Origin of the sequence: Glycocaulis albus, from assembly GCF_014639075.1 — a bacterium.
Taxonomy (GTDB): Bacteria; Pseudomonadota; Alphaproteobacteria; order Caulobacterales; family Maricaulaceae; genus Glycocaulis; species Glycocaulis albus.
The window spans coordinates 52,515-75,243 of record NZ_BMFS01000012.1; the positions used below are offsets into that span (position 1 = coordinate 52,515).

20 protein-coding genes and 1 pseudogene are annotated in these 22,729 nt (G+C 62.1%); 10 read left to right on the forward strand and 11 right to left on the reverse strand.

Going from position 1 to position 22,729, the window contains the following annotated elements; genetic code table 11:
- Positions 1–47: 47 nt before the first annotated feature.
- A complete protein-coding gene (locus IEV75_RS12030; protein ID WP_188452823.1) occupies positions 48–1,580 on the reverse strand; it encodes an acyl-CoA carboxylase subunit beta in 1,533 nt (510 codons plus the stop codon).
- A 146-nt stretch (positions 1,581–1,726) separates the two neighbouring features.
- Here IEV75_RS12030 and IEV75_RS12035 point away from each other — a divergent pair, with 146 nt between their 5' ends.
- The 3 genes from IEV75_RS12035 to IEV75_RS12045 are packed head-to-tail and all read left to right on the forward strand — an operon-like array spanning position 1,727 to position 5,406.
- Entirely contained in the window at positions 1,727–2,656 is a 930-nt protein-coding gene (locus IEV75_RS12035; protein ID WP_188452824.1) for an FkbM family methyltransferase, read from the forward strand.
- 27 nt (positions 2,657–2,683) lie between these two features.
- Complete coding sequence (locus IEV75_RS12040; protein WP_188452825.1) at positions 2,684–4,132, forward strand: MBOAT family O-acyltransferase; 1,449 nt, start codon at positions 2,684–2,686, stop codon at positions 4,130–4,132.
- A gap of 5 nt (positions 4,133–4,137) precedes the next feature.
- Complete coding sequence (locus IEV75_RS12045) at positions 4,138–5,406, forward strand: hypothetical protein (RefSeq protein ID WP_188452826.1); 1,269 nt, start codon at positions 4,138–4,140, stop codon at positions 5,404–5,406.
- On the opposite strand, the gene IEV75_RS12050 is transcribed toward IEV75_RS12045, so the two are convergent.
- Positions 5,403–6,041: a 2OG-Fe(II) oxygenase gene (locus tag IEV75_RS12050; protein ID WP_188452827.1), complete on the reverse strand. Its 639-nt coding sequence runs from the start codon at positions 6,039–6,041 to the stop codon at positions 5,403–5,405. The genes IEV75_RS12045 and IEV75_RS12050 overlap by 4 nt on opposite strands.
- Positions 6,042–6,152: 111 nt before the next feature.
- Between IEV75_RS12050 and IEV75_RS12055 the strand changes: the two genes are divergently transcribed.
- Positions 6,153–7,085 carry a pirin family protein gene (locus IEV75_RS12055; RefSeq protein ID WP_188452828.1) on the forward strand — a complete coding sequence of 311 codons (933 nt, stop codon included), beginning with the start codon at positions 6,153–6,155 and terminating at the stop codon, positions 7,083–7,085.
- Here the strand turns inward: IEV75_RS12055 and IEV75_RS12060 are convergent.
- From IEV75_RS12060 to IEV75_RS12070, 3 genes are read right to left on the reverse strand one after another with little or no spacing between them, the layout of a single operon-like run.
- A complete protein-coding gene (locus tag IEV75_RS12060; RefSeq protein ID WP_188452829.1) occupies positions 7,082–7,405 on the reverse strand; it encodes a type II toxin-antitoxin system RelE/ParE family toxin in 324 nt (107 codons plus the stop codon). The genes IEV75_RS12055 and IEV75_RS12060 overlap by 4 nt on opposite strands.
- Positions 7,402–7,677, reverse strand: coding sequence for a type II toxin-antitoxin system ParD family antitoxin (locus IEV75_RS12065; RefSeq protein WP_188452830.1), 276 nt, complete (start codon positions 7,675–7,677; stop codon positions 7,402–7,404). Before IEV75_RS12065 ends, IEV75_RS12060 begins: the two co-directional genes overlap by 4 nt.
- Positions 7,678–7,726: 49 nt before the next feature.
- The gene (locus tag IEV75_RS12070; RefSeq protein ID WP_233351853.1) at positions 7,727–8,854 is read right to left on the reverse strand and encodes a DUF2891 domain-containing protein; all 1,128 of its coding nucleotides are present in this window, start codon (positions 8,852–8,854) and stop codon (positions 7,727–7,729) included.
- A gap of 160 nt (positions 8,855–9,014) precedes the next feature.
- On the opposite strand from IEV75_RS12070, the gene IEV75_RS12075 reads away from it, so the two are divergent.
- Positions 9,015–10,637 carry a phosphoenolpyruvate carboxykinase gene (locus IEV75_RS12075; protein ID WP_188452831.1) on the forward strand — a complete coding sequence of 541 codons (1,623 nt, stop codon included), beginning with the start codon at positions 9,015–9,017 and terminating at the stop codon, positions 10,635–10,637.
- A gap of 15 nt (positions 10,638–10,652) precedes the next feature.
- The gene (locus IEV75_RS12080; RefSeq protein ID WP_188452832.1) at positions 10,653–11,108 is read left to right on the forward strand and encodes an AAC(3)-I family aminoglycoside N-acetyltransferase; all 456 of its coding nucleotides are present in this window, start codon (positions 10,653–10,655) and stop codon (positions 11,106–11,108) included.
- Positions 11,109–11,297: 189 nt separating this feature from the next.
- Here the strand turns inward: IEV75_RS12080 and IEV75_RS12085 are convergent, their stop codons facing one another.
- From IEV75_RS12085 to IEV75_RS12095, 3 genes are all read right to left on the reverse strand, one after another.
- A complete protein-coding gene (locus IEV75_RS12085) occupies positions 11,298–12,620 on the reverse strand; it encodes a DEAD/DEAH box helicase (protein ID WP_188452833.1) in 1,323 nt (440 codons plus the stop codon).
- 274 nt (positions 12,621–12,894) lie between these two features.
- The gene (locus IEV75_RS12090) at positions 12,895–13,506 is read right to left on the reverse strand and encodes a methyltransferase domain-containing protein (RefSeq protein ID WP_188452834.1); all 612 of its coding nucleotides are present in this window, start codon (positions 13,504–13,506) and stop codon (positions 12,895–12,897) included.
- A complete protein-coding gene (locus IEV75_RS12095) occupies positions 13,503–14,144 on the reverse strand; it encodes a class I SAM-dependent methyltransferase (RefSeq protein WP_188452835.1) in 642 nt (213 codons plus the stop codon). The genes IEV75_RS12090 and IEV75_RS12095 overlap by 4 nt, the downstream gene beginning before the upstream one ends.
- A gap of 242 nt (positions 14,145–14,386) precedes the next feature.
- Between IEV75_RS12095 and IEV75_RS12100 the strand changes: the two genes are divergently transcribed.
- From IEV75_RS12100 to cysN, 3 genes are all read left to right on the forward strand, one after another.
- Complete coding sequence (locus IEV75_RS12100; protein WP_233351854.1) at positions 14,387–16,312, forward strand: polysaccharide biosynthesis protein; 1,926 nt, start codon at positions 14,387–14,389, stop codon at positions 16,310–16,312.
- Positions 16,313–16,413: 101 nt separating this feature from the next.
- Complete coding sequence (gene cysD, locus IEV75_RS12105; protein ID WP_188452836.1) at positions 16,414–17,385, forward strand: sulfate adenylyltransferase subunit CysD; 972 nt, start codon at positions 16,414–16,416, stop codon at positions 17,383–17,385.
- Between the two features lies 1 nt (position 17,386).
- On the forward strand, positions 17,387–19,288 hold the full coding sequence (gene cysN, locus IEV75_RS12110; RefSeq protein ID WP_188452837.1) for a sulfate adenylyltransferase subunit CysN: 1,902 nt from the start codon (positions 17,387–17,389) through the stop codon (positions 19,286–19,288).
- Positions 19,289–19,319: 31 nt separating this feature from the next.
- Here the strand turns inward: cysN and IEV75_RS12115 are convergent, their stop codons facing one another.
- The 3 genes and pseudogenes from IEV75_RS12115 to IEV75_RS12125 all read right to left on the reverse strand — a co-directional run.
- Positions 19,320–20,657: a nucleotide sugar dehydrogenase gene (locus IEV75_RS12115; protein WP_188452838.1), complete on the reverse strand. Its 1,338-nt coding sequence runs from the start codon at positions 20,655–20,657 to the stop codon at positions 19,320–19,322.
- Positions 20,658–20,695: 38 nt separating this feature from the next.
- Entirely contained in the window at positions 20,696–21,799 is a 1,104-nt protein-coding gene (gene wecB, locus IEV75_RS12120; protein WP_188452839.1) for a non-hydrolyzing UDP-N-acetylglucosamine 2-epimerase, read from the reverse strand.
- Between the two features lie 121 nt (positions 21,800–21,920).
- A pseudogene (locus tag IEV75_RS12125) lies at positions 21,921–22,088 on the reverse strand (integrase core domain-containing protein); the annotation flags it as partial.
- A 63-nt stretch (positions 22,089–22,151) separates the two neighbouring features.
- On the opposite strand from IEV75_RS12125, the gene IEV75_RS12130 reads away from it, so the two are divergent.
- Positions 22,152–22,729: IS110 family transposase (locus IEV75_RS12130; protein ID WP_233351855.1), on the forward strand; the 578-nt coding region annotated here is incomplete at its 3' end.

Sequence of the window (22,729 nt, forward strand, 5' to 3'; positions counted from 1 at the left end):
CCCGGAATGACGAAAAGAGCGGCGAACGCAGGAACGGCGGCGAAGAACTACAACGGAATATTGTCGTGCTTCTTCCACGGGTTGGTGAGCTTCTTGTCGCGAAGGGTGCGCAGGGCCTTGATGAGGCGAACACGCGTATTCCTCGGCTGGATCACGTCATCGAGATAGCCGCGTGAGGCCGCCACGAACGGGTTGGCAAAGCGCGTCTCATAATCCTTCACGTGCCCGGCCATTTTTTCGGGATCATCCATATCCTTGCGGAAGATGATCTCGGCCGCGCCCTTGGGCCCCATCACGGCGATTTCCGCCGTCGGCCAGGCATAGTTCACATCGCCGCGAAGGTGTTTCGACGCCATCACGTCATACGCCCCGCCATAAGCCTTGCGGGTGATGACGGTGAGTTTGGGGACCGTGGCTTCCGCATAGGCAAAGAGCAGCTTGGCGCCGTGCTTGATGAGGCCGCCATATTCCTGGCGCGTGCCGGGCAGGAAGCCTGGCACATCAACAAAGGTGATGATCGGTATTTCAAACGCATCGCAAAAACGCACAAAGCGCGCGGCCTTCTTCGAGGCATCGATATCGAGCACGCCGGCAAGCGAAAGCGGCTGGTTGGCGACAAAGCCCACCGTCTGGCCTTCAAGCCGGCCAAAGCCGACCACGATATTCTTGGCGTAGTCCGGCGCGAGCTCGAAGAAATCGCCCTCATCGGCCGTCTTCACGATCAGCTCGCGGATATCATAGGGCTTGTTGGGGTTGGGCGGGACGAGCGTATCAAGGCTCGGCTCCACACGGGCCGGGTCGTCATAGACCTCGCGCACGGGCGGCTTGTTGCGGTTGTTCAGGGGCAGGAAATCGATCAGGCGGCGCATCTGCGCCAGCGCCTCGATATCGTTTGAGAAGGCGCCGTCGGCGACGCCCGACTTCTTGGCGTGGACACTCGCTCCGCCCAGCTCCTCATGGGTGACGATCTCGTTGGTGACGGTTTTGACCACGTCCGGCCCCGTCACATACATGTAGCTGGTGTCCTTCACCATGAAGATGAAGTCGGTCATGGCGGGCGAATAGACATCGCCGCCCGCGCACGGCCCCATGATCACGCTGATCTGCGGGATCACGCCGCTGGCCAGCACATTGTTCTGGAAAATCTCGGCATAGCCGCCCAGCGCGTCGACGCCCTCCTGGATGCGCGCACCGCCCGCATCGAAAAGGCCGATGATGGGCGCGCCGTTTTTCAGCGCGGTTTCCTGCAGGCGGGTGATCTTGCGCGCATGGGCCAGCGAGAGCGAACCGCCAAACACGGTGAAATCCTTGGCGAACACATAGACGAGGCGGCCATTCACGGTGCCAGAGCCCGTCACCACGCCGTCGCCGGGGATTTTCGATTCGCCCATGCCAAAATCGGTGCACTGGTGCTCGACGAACATGCCGGTCTCTTCGAACGAGCCCGGATCCAGCAGCACCTCAAGGCGCTCGCGCGCAGTCAGCTTGCCTTTTTCATGCTGGGCGGCGATGCGCTTTTCACCACCGCCAAGGCGCGCCGCAGCGCGCTTGTCATCAAGCTGTTCGAGAATGGGTTTCATCGGTTTGGCCGTCCGCCCTGAACTGGAGTTGTGTTGTTCGCCGTGCTGGTTAGCACGCAGACGCCCAAGGGCAAATCCCGGCAGCGCTTCCGGCAGGCGCAAACGCCCCGCGACAAGCAGGCCAAACCCTTGCTAGAACGCTGTTCATGAACAAGACCAACACGCCAGAACACACCGAAACGTTCGAGGAAATGGATGAGGCTGCCGCCTCGCGGGAGGTCGCACCGACCGATCCCGGCGCCGCCCATGGCCGTTTCCGTCCCGGTATCGCCTCACGCCTTGGCATGGCGATAGGCCGTGCCCTGCCGCCCGGACGCACCGGGCTGAAACTCGCCGGCATCGCCAGACCTCTGGCCATGAGCGCACTAAAAGACGGCGTGGCGGATATTGAGGCGCTGGGCCTGAAACTGCGCCTCCACCCGATGGACAATCTGTCGGAAAAGCGCGCCTTCCTGACCCCGCAATGCTTTGATGTGGTGGAGCTGGAGGCGCTGCGCGCCGCCATGGGGCCGGGCAAGACCTTTATCGATATCGGCGCCAATGCCGGGCTTTACAGCCTGGTTGCCGCCAAGGCGGGTGGGCGGACCGCACGTGTGATCGCGGTGGAGCCGCAGGACGAGATGCGCCGCCGCCTCGCCTATAACGCACGCGCCAACGGGCTGGAGAATATCGAGATTTCCGGCGTGGCGCTGGCCGATTATGAAGGCGAGAGCGTGATGCGCCTGATCGGTCATAATCGCGGCGGCACGCAGCTCGCCGTCACCGATGACGGCGCGGCTGGCCGCACCACAGCGGTGCGCGTGGCCATGCTGACCACGCTGCTGAGCGAGATGCGTGTTACGCGGCTGGACGTGATGAAGATTGATGTCGAGGGCGGGGAGCTGGCGATTCTGGCGCCCTTCTTTGCCAACGCTCCGCGCGAGGTATGGCCGGACATGATCATCATGGAGCGTCCGGCCATCAACAAGGTGGAGGCCGCCCGCGATGCACTCTCGCTTGCCTGCTCACGCGGCTACAGGGTGGAGACCGAAACCCACGCCAACGCCATTTTGAAACTCGCCCGCACCGAGGGCTGACGGAAAGGCGCGGGGGGCAGGCAGGGCATGGTTTTCAGCACGCCGATATTCCTGTTCGTCTTCCTGCCCCTGACGGTGCTGGGATTCTACGCCGTGAACCGGCGGCTGGGCCATGAGGCCGGGCTGATCTTCCTGCTCCTGGCCTCGCTGGTCTTCTATGGCTGGTGGGATGTGCGCTTCATGCCGCTCATCCTCGGCTCGATAGTGGTCAACTACCTGATTGCCCGTGCCATCAGGCCGGGCAGTGGCGGCTGGCTTCTGACCTTTGGCGTGGCGCTCAATCTCGGCGCGCTGGGCGTCTTCAAATATGCCGATTTCTTCGTGCGCAATGTGAACGCGCTGACCGGGCTGGAGCTGGCCGAGCCGGGTTTACCCCTGCCGCTGGCCATTTCGTTCTTCACCTTCCAGCAGATCGCGTTTCTGGTCGATTGTTCGCGGCGGATCACCAGCCCGGATGCGAAACCGCGCCGCTATGGCATGTTTGTCGCCTTCTTCCCCCAGCTCATCGCCGGGCCGATCGTGCATCACCGCCTGATGTCACCGCAGCTGGGCGAGAAAGACCGCCAGCGCGATATCAGCGCCAATCTGGGTATCGGGCTTTCCATCTTCGCGGTCGGCCTCGCCAAGAAAGTACTGCTGGCCGACAATCTGGCCGGATATGCGAATGCAGCCTTCGATACGGCGGCGGCCGGGGAGCCGGTGGGGCTGTGGCTCGCCTGGACCGGCGCGCTCGCCTACACGCTGCAGATCTATTTCGACTTTTCGGGCTATTCGGACATGGCGATGGGTATTGCCCGCATGTTCGGCTTCCAGCTGCCGGTCAATTTCAATGCGCCCTACAAGGCGCGCAACATCACCGATTTCTGGCGGCGCTGGCACATCACCCTGTCGCAGTTTTTGCGTGACTATCTCTATGTGTCGCTGGGCGGCAACCGCAAGGGCTATGCCCGCACCCTCGCCAATCTGATGATCGTCATGCTGCTGGGGGGGCTGTGGCATGGCGCGGCCTGGACCTTCGTGGTCTGGGGCGGGCTGCATGGCGCAGCGCTGATCTGGTGCCGGGTGCTGGACCGGTGGCTGCCGAATGGACTCTTCGGGCGCTTCTGGATCGCGTCCAGCGCCTGCACCTTCCTCTTTGTCATCATCACCTGGGTGTTTTTCCGGGCAACCAGCTTCGAGGCGGCATCAATCATGCTGCAGGGCATGGCCGGCCTGAACGGGCTGGGGGTCAATCCGGGCGACGGGCCGTTCATCGCCGCGATTATCGGCCTTATCCTTGTCTGGTCTCTGCCCGAGACCGCGCAGATATTCTACCGCCAGATTGAAGACGATGTGCTGAAAACCGCGAACGTCTCACCGCCGCGCAAGGAGCGCTGGAAGCCAAATGCGCGCTGGGGCGTCGGCCTCGCCGTCCTGTTGTTCGCGTGCATGATCGCCAGCTGGTCCTATTCCGAATTCATCTATTACAACTTTTAAGGCTCATGCAGCGCTATACCCGCCTCTTCCTCATCATTCTCGGCAGCGCGCTCGCCCTCTTTGTGGCGTTCAACGCAGCCGTGGATCCATATGATACCGGCACCGGCATACGCGTTGCGGGCCTGACCGCAGAGAAGACCCGCGCACACGAAGACGGGCGGCGCGTACAGGTTGGCCACCAGATCGGTCAGGTAGAGGCCGGCACGCTGATTACCGGCTCCTCGCGCACGGTCGACGGCTTTCCCATGACTGTCGAGGACTGGCCGGGCGGATTGTGGAATGCCGGCATAAGGGGCTCCAACGCGTTTGAGCTGGCACATCTGGCCGCCATTGCCGGGCATGAGGAGGACTTGCGCTGCTTCATTGTCGGCCTCGACATGGCCGAGTTTGCCAGCGGCGAGAAATACAAGCCGGCCTTTCCTATCAGCCGCCTGGCCGATGGCCTGCGCTGGGTGGCCACCGCGAGGGTGACGCTCTCGCCCAACACGTTTGCGCGGGCTGTTCAGACCGTTCACGAGAACATGACCGGCACCGCGCCGCAGCCGCCCTTCCGTGAGGTCTATGAACCCGGAGAGCAATACCGGCGTTTCATGAACACGCCGGTGCCCACCTTCCGCTATTACAGGGCGATGCGGGTATCGCCAGAACGGATGGATTTCCTGTTTCGCTCTCTTGAGGCGCTCGCGCGGGAGGGCGTGCAGGTCATTGGTTATATCCACCCCGTCCATGCGTGGAACGAGGAAGCGATTTTCGCGGCAGGGCGCGGGCAGGACTATTTCGATTTCCGCAGCGAGATGGCCGAACGCTTCGCGGCTCTGGAGCAGGCGGGCGAGCCGGTTCAGTCATGCGTGCCCGGCGGCGCGGCCGTCTTGTGGGATTTTTCCGGCTATCAGCCTCCATCCACAACACCCCTGCCAGAGCCGGACCAGACGATCAGCCATGATGTCTATCACGAGCCTGCGCACTACCTGCCCGCGCTGGGGCGGGACATGCTGTCCGTCATGCAGGCCGGTGAGCCGGTTGACGGTTTTGGCATCAATCTCAGCCAGACCGATCCGCGTGACAGCGAGGCCGCCATCCTTCAGCGGCGCGAGGCGTATCTTGCCACACCGGACGGCGAGGCGCTTCAGGCCATGCTGGCCCCGGCCATGGCGGAGCAAGGCGCGCGCGGCTGGCAGAGCGTGGCCATCAGCCATGCCGAATGGCGCAGCCTGATCGCCCTTAACCGCGCAGTCGCAAGCCGCGAACATCGCCAGGCGGCCCTTGCAGACTAGTTGCGCTGGCGCAGCAGCTTTTTCAGGAAGTATTGCAGGCCGCCACGGTTTTCCTTCCGGTCCAGCTCGTCCTGGCTGGTCAGGAAGGTCACCTGGATCACGTAGCGCTCGCCCTCGAAGGGCAAATGACCGTGCCAGGAATTGTCCGAGCGCAGGAAGGCAAAGACCTGCCCGGCGAGCGGCGGCACCTGGGCGGCATAGTCGGCAAAATCATCCGGACCGTTGAGCACACGGATGCAGCCCGCATCGCTCTCATCCCAGTGCTCATTGAGATAGAGCAGCATGGTGAGGATTTTCGATTTTGAATCGTTATGGATCGGCCCGTCAGAGAGCTTGGAGATGCGCCGCACGGTAATCATGCGCGGCTTGTCGGACAGGTCGATACCGAGCTTTTGCCCGAGGATTTCGGCAAGACGCGGGCTCATCAGATCGTCTGTGACCTTCGCGAACGCACCCTTGCGCTCCAGCTTGGACAGCGGCAGATAGCCCGGCTCGTTAATGGCCGGGTAATCGGCACGGATCTGCGCAGCTTGCTCCGCCGTCACCACATCCTCTGCCATGAGGTAGGTATAGGGCTGGTGCTGCACCGGACCGGCGGCAAGAGCGTCGAAATTCATCAGGGTGGAGCCGCTCATTGGCTATCCTTTGAAACCATCTAGTCTGTTAGAACGCTTGTCTACTATCAGCAGGGTGTCCGTTCAATCAGCCTGCGCTGCCAAGCCGCAATCCAGGGAAGGGAGATACCTATGGCCAAGCCGGATATCATCATTGACGGACGCAAGAAGGATCTGGGCGGATTTCAGGTGGCGCGGGTACTGCCCTTTGCCAAAAAACGCATGGTCGGCCCGTTCGTGTTCTTCGACGAGATGGGCCCGGCACAGTTCGCGCCCGGTAATGGTATTGATGTCCGCCCGCACCCGCATATCGGGCTTGCTACCGTCACCTATCTGTTCGAAGGCGCGATGCACCACGCCGATAGCCTTGGTGTGTCACAGGAAATCCTGCCGGGCGCAGTGAACCTGATGATCGCGGGCAGCGGCATCACGCATTCTGAGCGCACCGACCCTGAAGTCCGCGCGCGCGGCTTCTCCCTGCACGGCATCCAGACCTGGATTGCCCTGCCCGAAGCGCGCGAGGAGGATATGGCAAGCTTTGAGCACCACGCCGCCGACACCCTGCCGGTATTTGTCGAAGGCGGCGCGACCATCCGGCTGATACTCGGCAGCGCCTTCGGCCACACGGCTCCGGCCACCACCCTGTCCCCGATTATCTATTTCCATGCGGAGATGGCGCCCGGCGCCGAGCTCTTGCTGCCCGAAGGCCATGACGAGCTGGCAGCCTATCTCGTTTCAGGCGATGCCGGGCTGGGCGGGGTGGCCCTTCAGCCCGGACAGATGGCGGCGATCGATGGCGGCACGGCCACGCTGACCACCCGCAAGGGCGCACGCGTCATGGTTCTCGGCGGCGCAGTAATCGGCAAACGCTTCATCGAGTGGAACTTTGTCTCCTCCTCCAAGGAGCGCCTCGAAAAAGCCAAGGAAGACTGGCGCGCCAGCGCGGCCGGCGGCTGGACCGGCACACCCTTCACCCTGCCGCCGGGCGAGAACGAATACATTCCGCTGCCTGGCGACGATCTGCCAGAGCCCCCTGCCCCGTCAAAGGACTGCCCGACGACCTAGGGCTCTGTTGCCAGCGCTTCGAGGCGGGCTGCCAGGTCGCTGCGGACATGAAGGAGGTCGAGTATGGCGACTTCATTCTCGCGCCGCCGGAACACGACGAAATGCATACCGGCGCGGATATAGGAGATATCATCAGTTGCCGACGGCAGTAGCCCCTTGCAATGGCGTTCGATAGCGGACGGCGCGACAAGGCTATTGCAGCCTTCGATGAGGTCCGTTCTGTAACGTTCGGCCTGCGCTGCGCCAAAACGGGCATAGGTCCACTGTGCAATTTCAGTGAGCGCCGCGAGAGCTTGCGGCGTGAACCGGATACGCGTCATTCACTGTGGGCTCGGGAATGCCGATACTGTGCATCGGCAAATACGCGCGTAATGACATCATCCACGCTGCCATCCACGAATTCGCCCGCGTCTGCTTCTGCAACCGCCCGGCCTAGCCGCTCACGCAGCGCATCCAGAGCCGCTTCCTCGCGCTCCAGCAAGCGCAATCCCGCGCGCATGGCTTCGCTCACATTCTGATAACGGCCCGACTTCACAAGCCCATCCAGTAGATCAGCCTGCTTGTCTGTGAGAACCACGTTGCGCGTAACCATTATCGCCTCCTCAAACCATTGGCATAATATGCCAACAAGCACAGCAATACTACTCCGGCAGCACCGTCTCCAGCGCCTTGCCGGTCACCAGATAGGTGGCAAAGCTGGCCAGCCAGTGGCTGCCCTCATAGTGCTCATCCGAAACCGACTCGACACCCGCCTCGCGGTGTTCGGCAGCGGCGGCCATCAATGATGGAATGCGTGCATCGCCCTCCGGCAGGCGGGCGGCAATAGCCTCCAGATTCCACGCCCGCGACAGGTTGAACCCGTCCAGATGGACCAGCTTGCCGTCCGTGGGATCAAGCACCACGCCCGGGCGGACCCAGTCGGCGCTGCCATCTTGCGGGATTTGCGGCATGAAGGCGGTCAGCCACCCGGAGAACTCGTTTCGCGTCATCACCCGGCGCATCAGATCGGCCTGCATCAGGCAGGGCGACAGGAAATCCTCGCCAGACGGTTCATAGGCGAGCGGACAGTTCACGTCATTGAGATGGAACTCCCGCGTCTTTTCCACCAGCAGCGCTTCCAGCTCGTCATGTCCGGTCTCGCGCGCCCAGTCGAGGGCCAGCGCGAAGCCGAACGCGGTCTGGTTGTGCGTGCCTGAACGCACCGGGTAGACGAGATTGGGCAACCATTGGAGATAGCGGCCAACGGCTACATCTTCCATCGGGCGCAAGGTCTCCGCCCAGCGCTGCGCGTCGGCATCGTCAAAGGCGCGCAGTTCAGCCGTCAGCTGGAGCAGCCAGGCAAGTCCATAAGGGCGCTCGAACGAGGCACGGCCGTCACCGGACATGTAGGCAGCTTCTGCTGCAGCCGCCTCCCCGGTGAAGCTCTGGTCCAGAGCGGCGCGCGCCTCATCCGCGAAAGGTGCATCCGGGTAAAGCCGCATCAGGCGCGCCAGCAGCCAGTGACCATGCACGGCCGAGTGCCAGTCATAGCAGCCATAGAAGATCGGGGTGAGCTGGCTGGGCGGCAACGCATCGGCGTCCGAGTGCAACACGTGGGCAATCTTGTTGGGATACTCACGATGCACGCAATCAAGCGCCAGCCGGGCGAAGCGCTCCACCTGAGTAACATCCAGCATGGCATCACCCTCCTGCGCATTCGCGGCTCCCGCCCCGGCCACCATGAACCCGCCAAGTGTCCAGGCCAGCAGCCATTCTCTCAAGCCCGTCATCGCCAACACTCCCTGTGCTTTCAGACCGGCAAGCCTAGGCGTCATCACGCACCAGGGAAAGCGTCGCACTTTGCGCACTTGGCGCGCCGGTCATTTCGGGGCTAGAAGGAAGGCATGCACGACAAGGCCCCGGCAAGCGGGCCAGTCTGAGGGAGAGATCATGTCTGACGTTGCAACGCCGATCCGCGATCTGCGGGATCTGGGTATTACCCGTCCAGGCAAGCTGAACATCAACTGGCTTGAACCGGCCCTTTACGAAGAGGCTATCCGCCGCGGCGAAGGCCGTGTGGCAAAGGGCGGCGCGCTGCTGGTCGAGACCGGCCAGCACACCGGCCGTTCGGCGCGCGACAAGTTCACCGTGCGCGACCCGAACACCGAAGGCCGCATCTGGTGGGACTTCAATGCCTCGATGACACCGCAGCATTTCGACGCGCTCTGGACCGACATGCGCGCCCATATGGAAGGGCGCGAGCTCTTCGTGCAGGAATTGTTTGCCGGTGCCGACAGGGCGCACCGTCTGAATGTGCGCGTGGTGTCGGAGCTGGCCTGGCACTCGCTCTTCATCCGCCATCTGCTGCGCCGGCCGGAAAACGCAGAGCTGGAGGACTTCGCACCCGAATTCACGATCGTGAACCTGCCAAGCTTCCGTGCCGATGAAACCCGTCACGGCACGCGCCATGGCTCGGAAACCGTCATCGCGATCAATTTCACCGAAAAGCTCGTTCTGATCGGTGGCACCTCCTACGCAGGCGAGACCAAGAAGGCGGTCTTCACCATCCTGAACTACCTCCTGCCCGAAAAGCACATCATGCCGATGCATTGCTCGGTCAATGTCGGCGAGAAGGGCGATAGCGCCGTCTTCTTCGGCCTGTCAGGAACGGGCAAGACCACGCTGTCGGCGGACCCGAAACGCAAGCTGATCGGCGATGACGAGCATGGCTGGTCGGAAAATGGCCTGTTCAATTTCGAAGGTGGCTGCTACGCCAAGATGATCCGCCTGTCTAAGGAGGCCGAGCCGGATATCTACGCCACCACCGCGATGTGGGGCACCGTTCTGGAAAACGTGGTGATGGATCCCGCAACCCGCGAGCTGGATCTCGACAGTGCGGAGCTGGCCGAAAATTCGCGCGGCGCCTATCCGCTCCACTACATTCCCAATGCCTGTGACCGGAATGTCTGCGATCATCCGTCCACCCTGGTCATGCTGACCTGCGATGCGTTCGGCGTGATGCCGCCCATCGCGCGCCTGACCCCGGCCCAGGCCATGTATCACTTCCTGTCGGGCTATACGGCCAAGGTTGCCGGCACCGAAAAAGGCGTTGACGAGCCGTCCGCCACCTTCTCCACCTGCTTCGGCGCGCCCTTCATGCCGCGCCACCCGGCCGAGTACGGCAATCTTCTACGCGAGCTGATCGCGCGTCACGGTGTGCAGTGCTGGCTGGTCAATACCGGCTGGACGGGCGGCGCCTATGGTATCGGTCATCGCATGCCGATCCGCGCTACGCGCACGCTTCTCAATGCTGCCATTGACGGTTCGCTGTCAGCCGCCCAGTTCCGCAAGGACCCGGTGTTCGGCTTTGATGTGCCGGTCTCGGTGCCCGGCATTGATCCGGCCATCCTTGATCCACGCCAGACATGGAGCGATGCATCCGCGTATGACGCACAGGCGCTGAAACTGGCAGACATGTTCGTGGCGAATTTTGAAAAGTTCGAAACCCATGTCGATCCGGCCGTGCGTAGCGCCGCGCCCAGCCCCGACGCAATCCGGGCAGCAGCGGAGTAGGTCTGGAAAAGCGCTGTGCAGATCATCCGGCTATCACCCGGTGATGACACCCGCTTTGCCGAATGGCTGACTCTGTTCGGGCGGGTGTTTGACGAGCCGGACACCTACACGGCTGCGATGCCTTCGGCGGGCTATCGGGACAGGCTGCTGGCCGACCCCAACTTCATCGCGCTCGCAGCGCTGGAAGATGGCAAGCTGGTCGGCGCCCTCGCCGCTTACGTACTGGTGAAGTACGAGCAGGAACGCAGCGAAATCTATATCTATGACCTCGCCGTGGACGAGGCCCGCCGCCGCGAGGGGCTAGGTGAGGCACTCGTCAACGAAACACGCCGCATCGCGCACGATATGGGCGCGTGGGTGGTCTATGTGCAGGCCGATTACGTCGATCCGCCCGCGGTCGCGCTCTATACGAAGCTTGGCGCGCGTGAAGAGGTGCTCCATTTCGACATGGCGCCGCTGAAGCGGGGATAATAGTCCGCCGTCGATCCGTTTTTCGTCACCCCCACGCAGGTGGGGGTCCAGAGATCGAAGGGCGAAGGCCGTTGCCCATCAGCACCGGGTTCACGCCTCAAGCGGGAACGACGAAAGGAGCGCTGGAACCATTTTCCCTCATCCTGAGGGGCTTCGTCAGAAGCCGTCTCGAAGGAGGAGGGAAAATTGTTACGCACTCTGGCGCTGGCCGCCCTGCCCGCCACCGGGCTTGCGCCGCCGGTTGCGCGAGCGTTGCTGGCCGCCACCGGCGTTGTTTTGCTGGCCACGCTGGCCGCCCTGACGATTGGCGCCCTGCCCGCCACCCTGCCCGCCACCGCGGCGCTGGCCGCGCTGGGGCTGGACGGGCCGCGTCGGGCCGGAGATTGGCGGAGCGTCATTCAGGCCCCTGATCCGCAGCCCCGTCAGCTTTTCGATGTCTTGCAACAGGCCGCGCTCATCGGGAGCAACGAGCGCGACAGCCCGTCCTTGCGCGCCTGCACGCGCCGTACGGCCGATGCGGTGAACATAGGATTCGGGCACGTTGGGCAGTTCGAAATTCACCACCAGCTCGACGCCATCGATATCCAGCCCGCGCGCGGCAATGTCGGTGGCGACCAGCACGCGCATCTCACCGGTCTTGAACGCCGCCAGCGCTTTTTCGCGCTGGTTCTGGCTCTTGTTTCCGTGAATGGCTGCGGCCTTGTGGCCGTACTCGGCCAGAAACCTCGCCACCTTGTCGGCCCCGCGCTTGGTCCGGGTGAAGATAATGGTGCGCTTTTGCGCCTCCGGCGCCATCAGGTCGATAAGCGCCTGACGCTTTTCCGCCGTGCCGACATAGAGCACCGCCTGTTCGATGCGCTCCACCGGACGCGATTGCGGGGTTACCGCCACCGTCACCGGATCACGCAGGAGATCGTCCGCCAGCGCGCGGATGGGCGGCGGCATGGTCGCCGAGAACATCACGGTCTGGCGCGGCTTGCCGACCATGTGCAGGATTTTGCGAAGCGCCGGCATGAAGCCGAGATCGAGCATCTGGTCCGCCTCATCGAGCACGACCAGTGATGTCAGATCGAGGCGCGCCTTGCGGTCGGCCACATGGTCCAGCAGCCGGCCCGGTGTCGCCACCAGAATATCGAGGCCGCGCGCAAGGGCGCGCACCTGCGGCCCGTGCTTCACACCGCCGAACACCACAGCGTGGGTCAGCCCGGTGTGGTGGCCGTAAACGGCGATCGAATCGCCAATCTGGGCGGCCAGCTCGCGCGTTGGCGCCAGGATCAGGCAGCGGCAGGACAGGCCCGGTGCCTGCTTCTTTTCCGCCAGCAGACGGGTCAGGATCGGCAGCACGAAGGCAGCGGTCTTGCCGGTGCCAGTCTGGGCGATGCCGACCACGTCCTTGCCCTGCAGAAGCGGCGGGATGGCGCGCACCTGGATCGGTGTCGGCGTCTCATAGCCTTCATCTACCACTGCACGTTCGACCGGGGCCGCAAGGCCCAGTTCAGTAAATTTGGTCATATCAATGCCTTTCATCGGGCGTGCGCCAAGCGCAACAGCCCGTGGGGAGTTTTGTTTTTTGACAACTGCGCAGATCAGCCGCCGGTTAGGGGATGGGCCTGCCACCCTGGCAGATCATGCATCCCACGCCCGGACTGAAGGTTTGCGGAATGTCCGCTACCGGTCCGATCAGGCCGCGCTTGAAACCCTTTGAAAGGTCTTTCTACGCGCGCGGCTCCTATGCGCTATGCGGGTGTATGCGCATGCTTTGCGGCGAATGCAAGGCGTATTGCGGTCAGATCACGAGATCGGGATCAAGGAAGATGGCCATCTGGCTCGCGCCGCCAACATCCTCGCGTACTCCCGCTATGTCACGCACCAGCCAGCGGCGGCGATGACGGGCGGCGACGCCTTCCGCCCATTGCCGGAAGCGCGGGCGGTCCCATTCAAACATGTGTTCGGGATGCCGGAACCGGTGAGCGGGCACGCCCAGCACCGCGTTATACTCGGCGTTCGGCGTAGTGATGATGACGGCTTTCGGCCTGATGACACTGAACACGGCCTGTTCCCAGCGCGACAACTGGTCTGGCGGCAGGTGCTCAATGGTTTCCACCATTGTCACTGCGTCCATCCCCGCCAGCTCGCGGCGCGGCTCCAGCATGGAGCCTTCAACAAGCGTCACGCGGTCACGCACATCCACATCTAACACCGCCAGGGCAGCGCGCAACGCGCCAAGCGCCATCACCGACTGTTCGACGCCGGCAAGGCGCACAAAGGTTGTGTCCTTCACCAGACGCAGCAGAAGCGCCCCGTCACCGCATCCCAGATCTACCACAGAGCGGGCGCCCGCTATGCGCAGCGCATCCATGACCGCTTGCAGCCGTTCCTCATGCAGGGGTGTGCTCACGGCTTTCTCATCAAGGCGATATCCTTGGCGGGTATTTCGCATTGCCAGCCGAACCGGTTTGCCAGCCAGCGCATGGTTTCCTCGCGGTAGAATACCACATGGGTGGGGTCCTTGCGGTAATGCCAGCCTTCGAACCGGGTATCGTCGGTGTGAAAGCATGTCATGATCCCCAGCCAGCCGCCAGGCTTCAGCAAACCGTCAAGGCGCGCGAACTCGGCAAAGGGGTCGTGAAAATGTTCGGCCACTTCGGTGCAGGTGACAAAGTCATACTGACGTTTCAGAACGCTCATGTCGGGCGCGTAGAACGGGTCGTAAAGCGCCACACAATGGCCTGCCTCTTCCATCATGGCCGCCAAGGCTGGCCCTGGTCCGCACCCGTAGTCCAGCCCCAGGCTGCCCGGCATCAGCTTTTCCAGCAGGGGCCATGAAAGGCGTGACAAAAAACGCCGGTAGCCGGGATCAGCGACGTCATTCTCGTGCAGATCATAATGTGCACGCTCGGCGGCGGCGCGAAGCCGGAACCGCGGTGCAAGATAACGCGCGCCGCAATCCAGGCAGCGATTGTATATTTTGGGGCCGTCAGCAAGGAAGGCCTCGGTATGGCTGCCCTTGCACACCGGACAGGATATTGCGGTCATGCTGCCTTTCCGCCTCCTGTTTTTGGTTGCCATACGGGCCCACCTGTCACACAGAGTTTGTCGCTGGCGCAATAGAGTATTACCCTGCCCTTCACACTTGAGGCGCTTGAATATAGGGGTGTCGGCCAGACAGGCTGCTCCGTGATGCGGACCGGGAAAAGCATTGTTGGCAATCTGGGCGGACAGCGCCATGTGCTGGCTTTGCAGGACAGGCCGGCTGGGCACAGAAAAGGCAAATATCGGTGATTTCCGGCGGTCTTGATCAGATTTTCAACTGGCCCCGCCCGGTCAAGCGGATAATCCTGACCGTTGTGGACGCCATTTTCATCACCGCCAGCTTCCTCGCGGCCATGGTGCTGCGGCTCGACAGCCTGCACTGGGTAAGCGCGCCACAGATATGGGTTGCGCTGGCGGTAACGCTTCCCGTGACCTTGCTGGTTTTCGACCGCCTGGGGATTTACCGCACGGTCGTCCGCTTTATCGGGATCGACGCGTTGAAGGCGATTGGCCTGGGCGTGGTCCTGTCTGTCCTCTTCGTGCTTACGGCCAGCCAGTTCTTCCAGCTGCTGGTACCCCGCTCCGTGCCGTTCATATACGGTCTGCTCCTGTTCATCCTGGCCGGCGGCGCGCGTTTCATGGTGCGCTCACTCTTCCTGCAGCGCCGTTCATTGCAGAAATCCCGAGTGATCATTTACGGAGCCGGCATGTGCGGGCGCCAGGTTCTGGTATCTCTCCAACAGGCCTCCGACTATCTGCCTGTCGCCTTTGTGGATGACTCTCCGGAACTCCATGGCGCCCATATTGGCGGCCTCGAAGTATACCCGTCCGAGGCCATCCCGCGCCTGATGGCATCCACCGGCGCCAAGACAGTGCTTCTGGCCATTCCCACCGCCACGCTTGCCCAGCGCAAGCGTATCATCGCCCGGATGGAGGGCCTCCCGGTCCGGGTACAGACCATTCCCGACATGACCGATATCGTGTCCGGCCGGGCCAGTGTCAGCGAGATCAGGCAGGTTGCCCCCGAGGACGTACTCGGCCGTGATCCTGTGCCGCCGGACCCGGCACTTATCGGTGCGAATATTACCGGGAAGGTCGTTCTGGTGACCGGGGCCGGCGGTTCAATCGGTTCAGAGCTGTGCCGGCAGATCCTGAGGCAAAGGCCGAGCCAGCTTGCGCTGCTAGAACAGTCCGAGATCGCGCTCTACATGATTGAACGCGAGCTTGACGCGATGGCTGCCAAGGAAGGCATCGACGTCGCGATCACCCCGCTGCTGGGTTCGGTACAGCACGAAGGGCGGATGGGCACGGTGCTGAACCGTCTTGGTGTGAACACGATATTCCATGCCGCAGCCTACAAGCACGTGCATCTGGTGGAAGAGAATGTCGTCGAGGGTTTGCGCAACAACACGTTCGGCACGCTGACCATGGCGCGCGCCGCAATCCAGGCAGGCGTGGACATGTTCGTGCTGGTATCGACCGACAAGGCCGTGCGGCCAACCAACATCATGGGTGCCAGCAAACGCATGGCAGAGCTCATTTGCCAGTCTCTGGCCTCCGAACAGTCCCGTACCCGCTTTTGCATGGTCCGGTTCGGCAATGTGCTCGAATCATCAGGGTCGGTCGTCCCGCTATTCCGCCGCCAGATCGCTGCTGGCGGCCCGGTAACGGTCACTCACCGCGAAGTGACCCGCTACTTCATGACCATCCCCGAGGCTTCACAACTGGTCATCCAGGCCAGCGCCCTCGCCCGTGGCGGTGATGTATTCGTTCTGGACATGGGTGAGCCGATCAAGGTCTATGATCTGGCACGGCGCATTGTAAGACTGTCGGGCCTGAAACCCTTCGTCGCAGGTGAGCGCGGAGCTGAAACCGGCGATATCGAAATAGTGTTCGGCAAGCTGCGCCCCGGAGAAAAGCTGCATGAGGAATTGCTTGTGTCTGACCATGCGCGCCCGACCCGGCATCCGCGCATACTGACCGAACCTGTTACATCCATGGCATGGAGCGAGCTGGAACCTGTGCTGCGCCGTTTGCGCGACGCCTGTGACGCCTATGACATAACCAATATCCGCAACATTCTGGTTAGCGCGCCAGTGGAATACAAACCCGCCCCGCGTATCGCCGACCTGGTATGGCGGCTGGGAGCGCGTAGCGCTGCAGCGGAATAGGCATGGCGGCGGCGCGTGCGGTGATCCGGGGCAAGCGTTGACTATGATGACCGAATGGTCTGTACACCCCTCTGACATCGGCAAGGAACTACAGGCAGATCATGTCGGATATCGCCACAGACCTCAAAAACTACGCGGGACGGTTCCTGGCCGGAGCAAATCCGCGCTCACGGCCCCTGTCGCCCCACCTGAAGGCGCTGGAAGCTGAGTCCATCCACATCATGCGCGAGGTCGCCGCGGAGTTTTCCAACCCGGTAATGCTATATTCCATCGGCAAGGATTCAGCGGTCATGCTGCATCTGGCACTGAAGGCGTTTTACCCTTCCAGGCCGCCCTTCCCGCTGCAGCATGTCGATACCGGCTGGAAATTCCGCGACATGATCACCTATCGCGACACTCTGGCCAGTGCACTGGGCCTGGAGCTGCGCGTGGAGATGAACCAGGAAGGCATCGCACGTGGCATCAACCCGTTCGACAGCGGTTCAAACCTGCATACCCAGGTCATGAAGACCGAGGCGCTGCGCAACGCGATGAACAGCCACCGCTACGATGCGGCCTTTGGCGGCGCCCGGCGCGATGAAGAGAAGTCACGCGCCAAGGAGCGGATATTCTCTTTCCGCGACGATCACCACGCCTGGGATCCGCGCAATCAGCGCCCTGAGCTGTGGCGCACCTTCAACACGCGTATCCGGCAGGGCGAGTCAATCCGCGTATTCCCGCTGTCAAACTGGACCGAGCTGGATATCTGGCAGTACATACTCGAAGAAGACATTCCGATTGTACCACTCTACCTGGCCGCTGACCGGCCGGTTGTGGAGCGCAGCGGCACCCTTCTGATGGTCGACGATGACCGCTTCCCGCTGCAGCCGGGCGAAACGCCTCAAATGCGCCGGATCCGGTTCCGCACGCTGGGCTGCTATCCGCTTACCGGTGCCATCGAATCTGACGCGGCCTCGCTGGAAGACATTGTGCTGGAAATGCTGACAGCACGCACATCTGAGCGCTCCGGGCGCCTGATCGACCATGACGAATCCGGTTCCATGGAAAAGAAAAAGCGTGAGGGATATTTCTGATATGGCCGAGGGGGATGCACGCAGCACCATGCTGAGCCGGCTCACGCGAGCGGGCGAAAAAGGGGTATTGCGCTTCATCACCTGCGGCTCGGTTGATGACGGCAAGTCGACGCTGATCGGACGGCTGCTTTACGATTCCAAGCTATTGTTCGAGGACCAGATTGCCACGCTGGAGCGTGACTCGAAAAAGCACGGCACGACCGGCGAGAACACGATGGACTTCGCGCTTCTGCTCGACGGGCTGGAGGCCGAGCGCGAGCAGGGCATCACGATCGATGTCGCCTACCGCTTCTTCAACACGGAAAAGCGCAAATTCGTCGTCGCCGACACACCCGGCCACGAGCAATACACCCGCAATATGGCCACCGGCGCGTCTACGGCGGACCTCGCAATCATCCTGGTCGATGCCCGCAAAGGCGTGCTGACCCAGACCCGCCGTCACACCTATATCGCCAACATGATGGGCATCCGCCATGCGGTGCTGGCGGTCAACAAGATGGATGTGGCCGATTATTCGAGATCCCGCTTCCACGAAATCGTCTCTGACTATCTGCGCGTAGCGGAGACACTTGGATTTGACACCATCACGCCGATACCGATCTCGGCCCTGCACGGAGATAATATCTTTTCCCCGTCCAGGGCGATGAGCTGGCATGACGGGCCTACCCTTCTGGCGCATCTGGAGAACGTCGAGACCGCTGCCGAGGAAGTGGCAAACCGCCCCTTCCGCATGCCGGTGCAGTGGGTCAACCGGCCCAATCTCGATTTCCGGGGTTTCTCCGGGGCTGTCACCTCCGGGCGCGTCGCGCCCGGCGACGAGATCGTTGCGGCATTAAGCGGCAAGACAGCCAATATCGCGCGTATCGTGACCGCCGATGGCGACCAGCCCGAAGCGGTGGCCGGTGACGCGGTGACCATCGTGCTTGATCGGGATATCGATGTGTCGCGCGGTGATATTCTGGCCGATCCCAAGGCACGCCCGGAGGTTTCCGGCCAGTTTGCCGCCGAGCTGTTGTGGATGGCCGAGGAGGAGATGCTGCCGGGCCGTTCCTACCTCCTGAAGGCCGGCGGGCAACTGACCCCAGCCTCGGTTACCACGCTGAAACACAAGCTGAATGTGAACACGTTCGAAAAGGAGCCCGGCAAGAGCCTGAAGCTCAACGAGATTGGCGTGTGCACGCTGGCCACGTCGCGCGCCATCGCCTTCGACCCCTATTCCGACCAGCGCGACACAGGCTCCTTCATCCTGGTGGACCGTTTCACCAACCAGACCGTTGCCGCCGGCATGATCGAGTTCGGCCTGCGCCGGGCCAGCAATGTCCACACCCACGCGATGGATGTCGACATGTCCCGCCGCGCCGCCATGAAGGGCCAGAAGCCCGGCGTGCTCTGGTTCACCGGCCTGTCGGGCGCGGGCAAATCCACCATCGCCAACCTGGTGGAGCGCAAGCTGGCCGAAGGCGGACGCCACACCTACTCCCTCGATGGCGACAATGTACGCCATGGGTTGAACCGCGATCTCGGCTTCACTGATGCAGACCGGGTGGAAAACATTCGCCGCATTGGCGAGGTGGCGCGCCTGTTTGTGGATGCGGGCCTGATAGTAACCTGCTCCTTCATCTCGCCCTTTCGCGCGGAGCGCCAGATGGTTCGCGAGATGCTGGAAGAAGGCCGTTTCATCGAGGTGTTTGTCGACGCCCCGCTGGAGCTTTGCATGCAGCGCGACCCCAAGGGCCTTTACAAGAAGGCCAAGGCAGGCGAGATCAGGAACTTCACAGGCTTTGACAGCCCCTATGAGGCACCTGAGACGCCTGAGCTACACTTGCGCACCGGCGAAATGTCAGCCGACGAAGCCGCCGAACAGGTCATCGAACAGCTGATCAAAAACGGACTGATCGGGTAGGGATGGGGTGCCTGGGCAGGCAAAGCCCCCCTCAACCCGAGGCCAATACCGTGTCCTTTTCCTTCCCGGGAAGGAACGCCTGACCCGAAGGGCGGGACAGAGGAGCCCCTACCGGAATCACGGTGAAACCGGCAGCACTCAGTGCACACCGGTCAACAAGGTTGCGCCCATCGGCGATCAGCTTGCCTGACATGCCCGCAAAGGCTTCCGGGCCCAGACCACGATAGGCAGAGTGGTCTGTCATGATGATCGCGGCATCGGCGCCATCGAGTGTTTGCGCCAGATCAGTATTAACCGGCACTTCCTGCCCGCAGTGCAGCCGGAATTTCGAGACGTGCGGATCGTGCACTGCATAGCCAACGCCATCGGCTTTCAGTGCATGGATAAGATGCTCGGCCGGCGTGTCACGGGCATCATCCAGATTGCCGCGATACGCCGCGCCGAGAATCGCAACTTTCCCGATCGCACCACTGACGCGCTTTACGCGTGCCCACAAATGGTGTGGTTGGCCGTCGTTAATGAGTCGGGATTGGAGCAGCAAGCCGGTTTGTTCCGGAAAACCATCAATGAGGAACCAGGGGTCCACCGGGATGCAATGACCGCCAACGCCCGGGCCGGGCTTATGCACATTCACCCGCGGGTGCCGGTTGGCCAGCGTAATGGCATCATTTACGTCAATCCCCGACGCCTCCGCAATGTGTCCAAAAACGTTGGCCAGCGCGATATTCACGTCCCGATACGTGTTCTCCATAAGCTTGGAGAATTCCGCGGTTGCCGATGCCGTCTCAAGCAGCCCGCCAGTGCAGAAGCGTGCGTAGAGCGCGCTTGCTCGCGCTGCTGCACGCGGGGTCAGGCCGCCGATAATCCGGTCGTTCTCCACGATTTCCGAAATGGTTGATCCTGGAAACACGCGCTCGGGGCAATAGCAAAGGTCCAGATCTTCGCGGATATCAAACCCTTGCGCCGCCAGTTCTTCGCCGACCGTGTGCTCGGTTGTACCAACGGGACTGGTAGACTCCAGAATGATCAGATCGCCCTTCTTCACATATTTGGCCAATGTCCTCGTCGCAGCGCGGACTATGGAGACATCAGCCCGCTTTTCGTCGGTTATGGGCGTCGGCACGCAGATGATGAAGACATCGCTGGTAACGGGTGTGTCACTGGCTTTGAGGCGTCCTGACGCTAGCGCGCCCGTCACGAGCTTGACGACCTCCGGCTCGCCAATAGGGCAACCGCCAGCGTTAAGAACCTGAAGCGTCGCCGGATTTACGTCGACCCCGTGCACTTCAATGCCTGCATTGGCCATAATGGCCGCAGTCGGGAGTCCGACATAACCCAAACCAATTACAACAACTTTATTATCCCTCATGCCCAGCTCCAAAATTCAACAATTAGTAAAAGCGTAAATTATTGCGACCGGAAAGATATATAATCGCGCGCCGTCAGTACATCGCAGATGCGCTTTGACGCAAGGCCGTCTCCGAACGGATTGGGGGTATCGCGCGCCGTAAACCGCTCCGGATAGGCCAGCAGCTCGTGGGCCCGCTCGACCATACGCTCCGGATTGTTGCCGACGAGCTCACACACACCGGCATCCACCGCCTCCTGCCGCTCGGTCGTCTGGCGCATCACCAGCACCGGCACGCCGAAGCTCGGTGCCTCCTCCTGGATACCGCCAGAATCCGTGCAGATGACGGCAGCGCCCAGCATGAGGCGCACGATCTCCGGATAGCTTACAGGCTCGGTCAGTTGAATGTTTTCCTTGCCGCCGAGGTGTGCCCGGGCGGCCTTCTGAACATTCGGGTTCAGGTGTACGGGGTAGATGAAGTCCACATCGGGATTCATTTCCGCAAGGCGGGCAAGCGCCCCGAAAAGCGCGTCAAAAGCCGCCCCGTGATTCTCGCGCCGATGGCCTGTTATCAGAACATAGCGCCGGTCACGCGCCGCGCCTGCCGTCTTCTTTACCCGTTCAGCAGTGCTAAGCAGCGCATCCACGACCGTATTGCCGACGATGTGCACGATACCCTGCCCCTTCTCATCACGAACGGCCGTCGCGGCGCGCTCCGTGGGGCAGAAATGCCAGCGCGTGATCCGGCTCACCAGCTGGCGGTAGCCTTCCTCCGGAAAAGGGTGTTCCAGATCATAGGTCCGCAATCCCGCCTCGACATGCCCGAAGGGAATCTGGCGGTGAAAGGCCGACAAAGCGGCTGCAAAGACGGTCGCCGTATCGCCCTGTGCCACCACGGCGTCCGGCTTGCGCTCGAGGATGAGCGCATCCAGCCCCTTCATCGACTGCGTGACAACATCGGTCAGCGTCTGGTTGGGCGTCATGATCGCAAGGTCATGGTCCGGCGTAATTCCGAACCAATCCAGCGCGGTAGCCACCATCTCGCGATGCTGGCCCGTAGAAACGAGTACCGGCTCGATCTCGGGATCGGCACGCATGGCCTCTATCACCGGGGCTAGCTTGATTGCCTCGGGCCGCGTACCCAGAACTACCAGAACCCTCATGCGCACACCGCTCCCCCTGACCCGACACCGGTTTGATCCCCCAATTGAACGGAAAGTCTGTCACAAGCTTGCTCTGAGTCCCAACATTGGATCGCCGGAGAGCAGAGTTTTCCGGCTATGATCACTGCGGCGGGCTGGCCATGCCGCGGTGATTATGCAGGTCGGCCGGGACATTGTACCCGATCGCGCTGTGAGGTCTGACCTCGTTGTAGTCTCTGCGCCAAGCCTCCAACTTTTCGCGGGCGTCGGCAAGGCTCATGAACCAGTGGGTGTTCAGATGGCGTAATCGGGGCTTCGTCCTCGGATCGCCGGTAGTCTTCTTGCCGGTGTAACCAGAACCGGGAGAGCGACCATGACAAGAGTATTGTACGCAGGCCTAGACGTTTCGCTTGAGATGACCAGCATCTGCGTAGTCGACGCAGAGGGCAGGATGGTCCTTGAGGCGCAAGCGGCCTCCGACCCTGCCGACATCGGTGACCTGCTGGCGGGTATTGACGGCTCCTTCGAGCGGGTTGGCTTCGAGGCCGGGCCTTTGTCGCAGTGGCTCAATAATGGCCTCACGAGCGCCGGCCTGCCTGCCGTTTGCATAGAAGCGCGGCACGTCAAGGCAGCGATGGTGGCCATGAATCGCAACAAGAATGACCGGAACGACGCCCGCTCCTTGGCCCAACTCATCCGGTCGGGCTGGTACAAGTCGGTTCACGTGAAGTCGACGGAGAGCCAGGAGATGCGCACGCTGCTGATGTCGCGTGAGTTCTTCGTCAACAAACTGCGCGACCACGAGAACGAGATCCGCGGCTTGTTGCGTCCATTCGGGCTGAAGGTCGGTCGCGTTGCGGTGAGGGACTTCGAGGCCCGTGTGCGCTCGCTCAAGCACATTCGGTGCGATGATCGAGCGCATGCCCATATCCTTGGGAAGCTGGCGTCGGC

What these genes read in the sequence shown, in the direction of transcription:
- IEV75_RS12030 (WP_188452823.1), bottom strand. Translation starts at nt 1,580, where the DNA reads ATGAAACCCATTCTCGAACAGCTTGATGACAAGCGCGCTGCGGCGCGC.
- IEV75_RS12035 (WP_188452824.1), top strand. Translation starts at nt 1,727, where the DNA reads ATGAACAAGACCAACACGCCAGAACACACCGAAACGTTCGAGGAAATG.
- IEV75_RS12040 (WP_188452825.1), top strand. Translation starts at nt 2,684, where the DNA reads ATGGTTTTCAGCACGCCGATATTCCTGTTCGTCTTCCTGCCCCTGACG.
- IEV75_RS12045 (WP_188452826.1), top strand. Translation starts at nt 4,138, where the DNA reads ATGCAGCGCTATACCCGCCTCTTCCTCATCATTCTCGGCAGCGCGCTC.
- IEV75_RS12050 (WP_188452827.1), bottom strand. Translation starts at nt 6,041, where the DNA reads ATGAGCGGCTCCACCCTGATGAATTTCGACGCTCTTGCCGCCGGTCCG.
- IEV75_RS12055 (WP_188452828.1), top strand. Translation starts at nt 6,153, where the DNA reads ATGGCCAAGCCGGATATCATCATTGACGGACGCAAGAAGGATCTGGGC.
- IEV75_RS12060 (WP_188452829.1), bottom strand. Translation starts at nt 7,405, where the DNA reads ATGACGCGTATCCGGTTCACGCCGCAAGCTCTCGCGGCGCTCACTGAA.
- IEV75_RS12065 (WP_188452830.1), bottom strand. Translation starts at nt 7,677, where the DNA reads ATGGTTACGCGCAACGTGGTTCTCACAGACAAGCAGGCTGATCTACTG.
- IEV75_RS12070 (WP_233351853.1), bottom strand. Translation starts at nt 8,854, where the DNA reads ATGACGGGCTTGAGAGAATGGCTGCTGGCCTGGACACTTGGCGGGTTC.
- IEV75_RS12075 (WP_188452831.1), top strand. Translation starts at nt 9,015, where the DNA reads ATGTCTGACGTTGCAACGCCGATCCGCGATCTGCGGGATCTGGGTATT.
- IEV75_RS12085 (WP_188452833.1), bottom strand. Translation starts at nt 12,620, where the DNA reads ATGACCAAATTTACTGAACTGGGCCTTGCGGCCCCGGTCGAACGTGCA.
- IEV75_RS12095 (WP_188452835.1), bottom strand. Translation starts at nt 14,144, where the DNA reads ATGACCGCAATATCCTGTCCGGTGTGCAAGGGCAGCCATACCGAGGCC.
- cysD (WP_188452836.1), top strand. Translation starts at nt 16,414, where the DNA reads ATGTCGGATATCGCCACAGACCTCAAAAACTACGCGGGACGGTTCCTG.
- cysN (WP_188452837.1), top strand. Translation starts at nt 17,387, where the DNA reads ATGGCCGAGGGGGATGCACGCAGCACCATGCTGAGCCGGCTCACGCGA.
- IEV75_RS12115 (WP_188452838.1), bottom strand. Translation starts at nt 20,657, where the DNA reads ATGAGGGATAATAAAGTTGTTGTAATTGGTTTGGGTTATGTCGGACTC.
- wecB (WP_188452839.1), bottom strand. Translation starts at nt 21,799, where the DNA reads ATGAGGGTTCTGGTAGTTCTGGGTACGCGGCCCGAGGCAATCAAGCTA.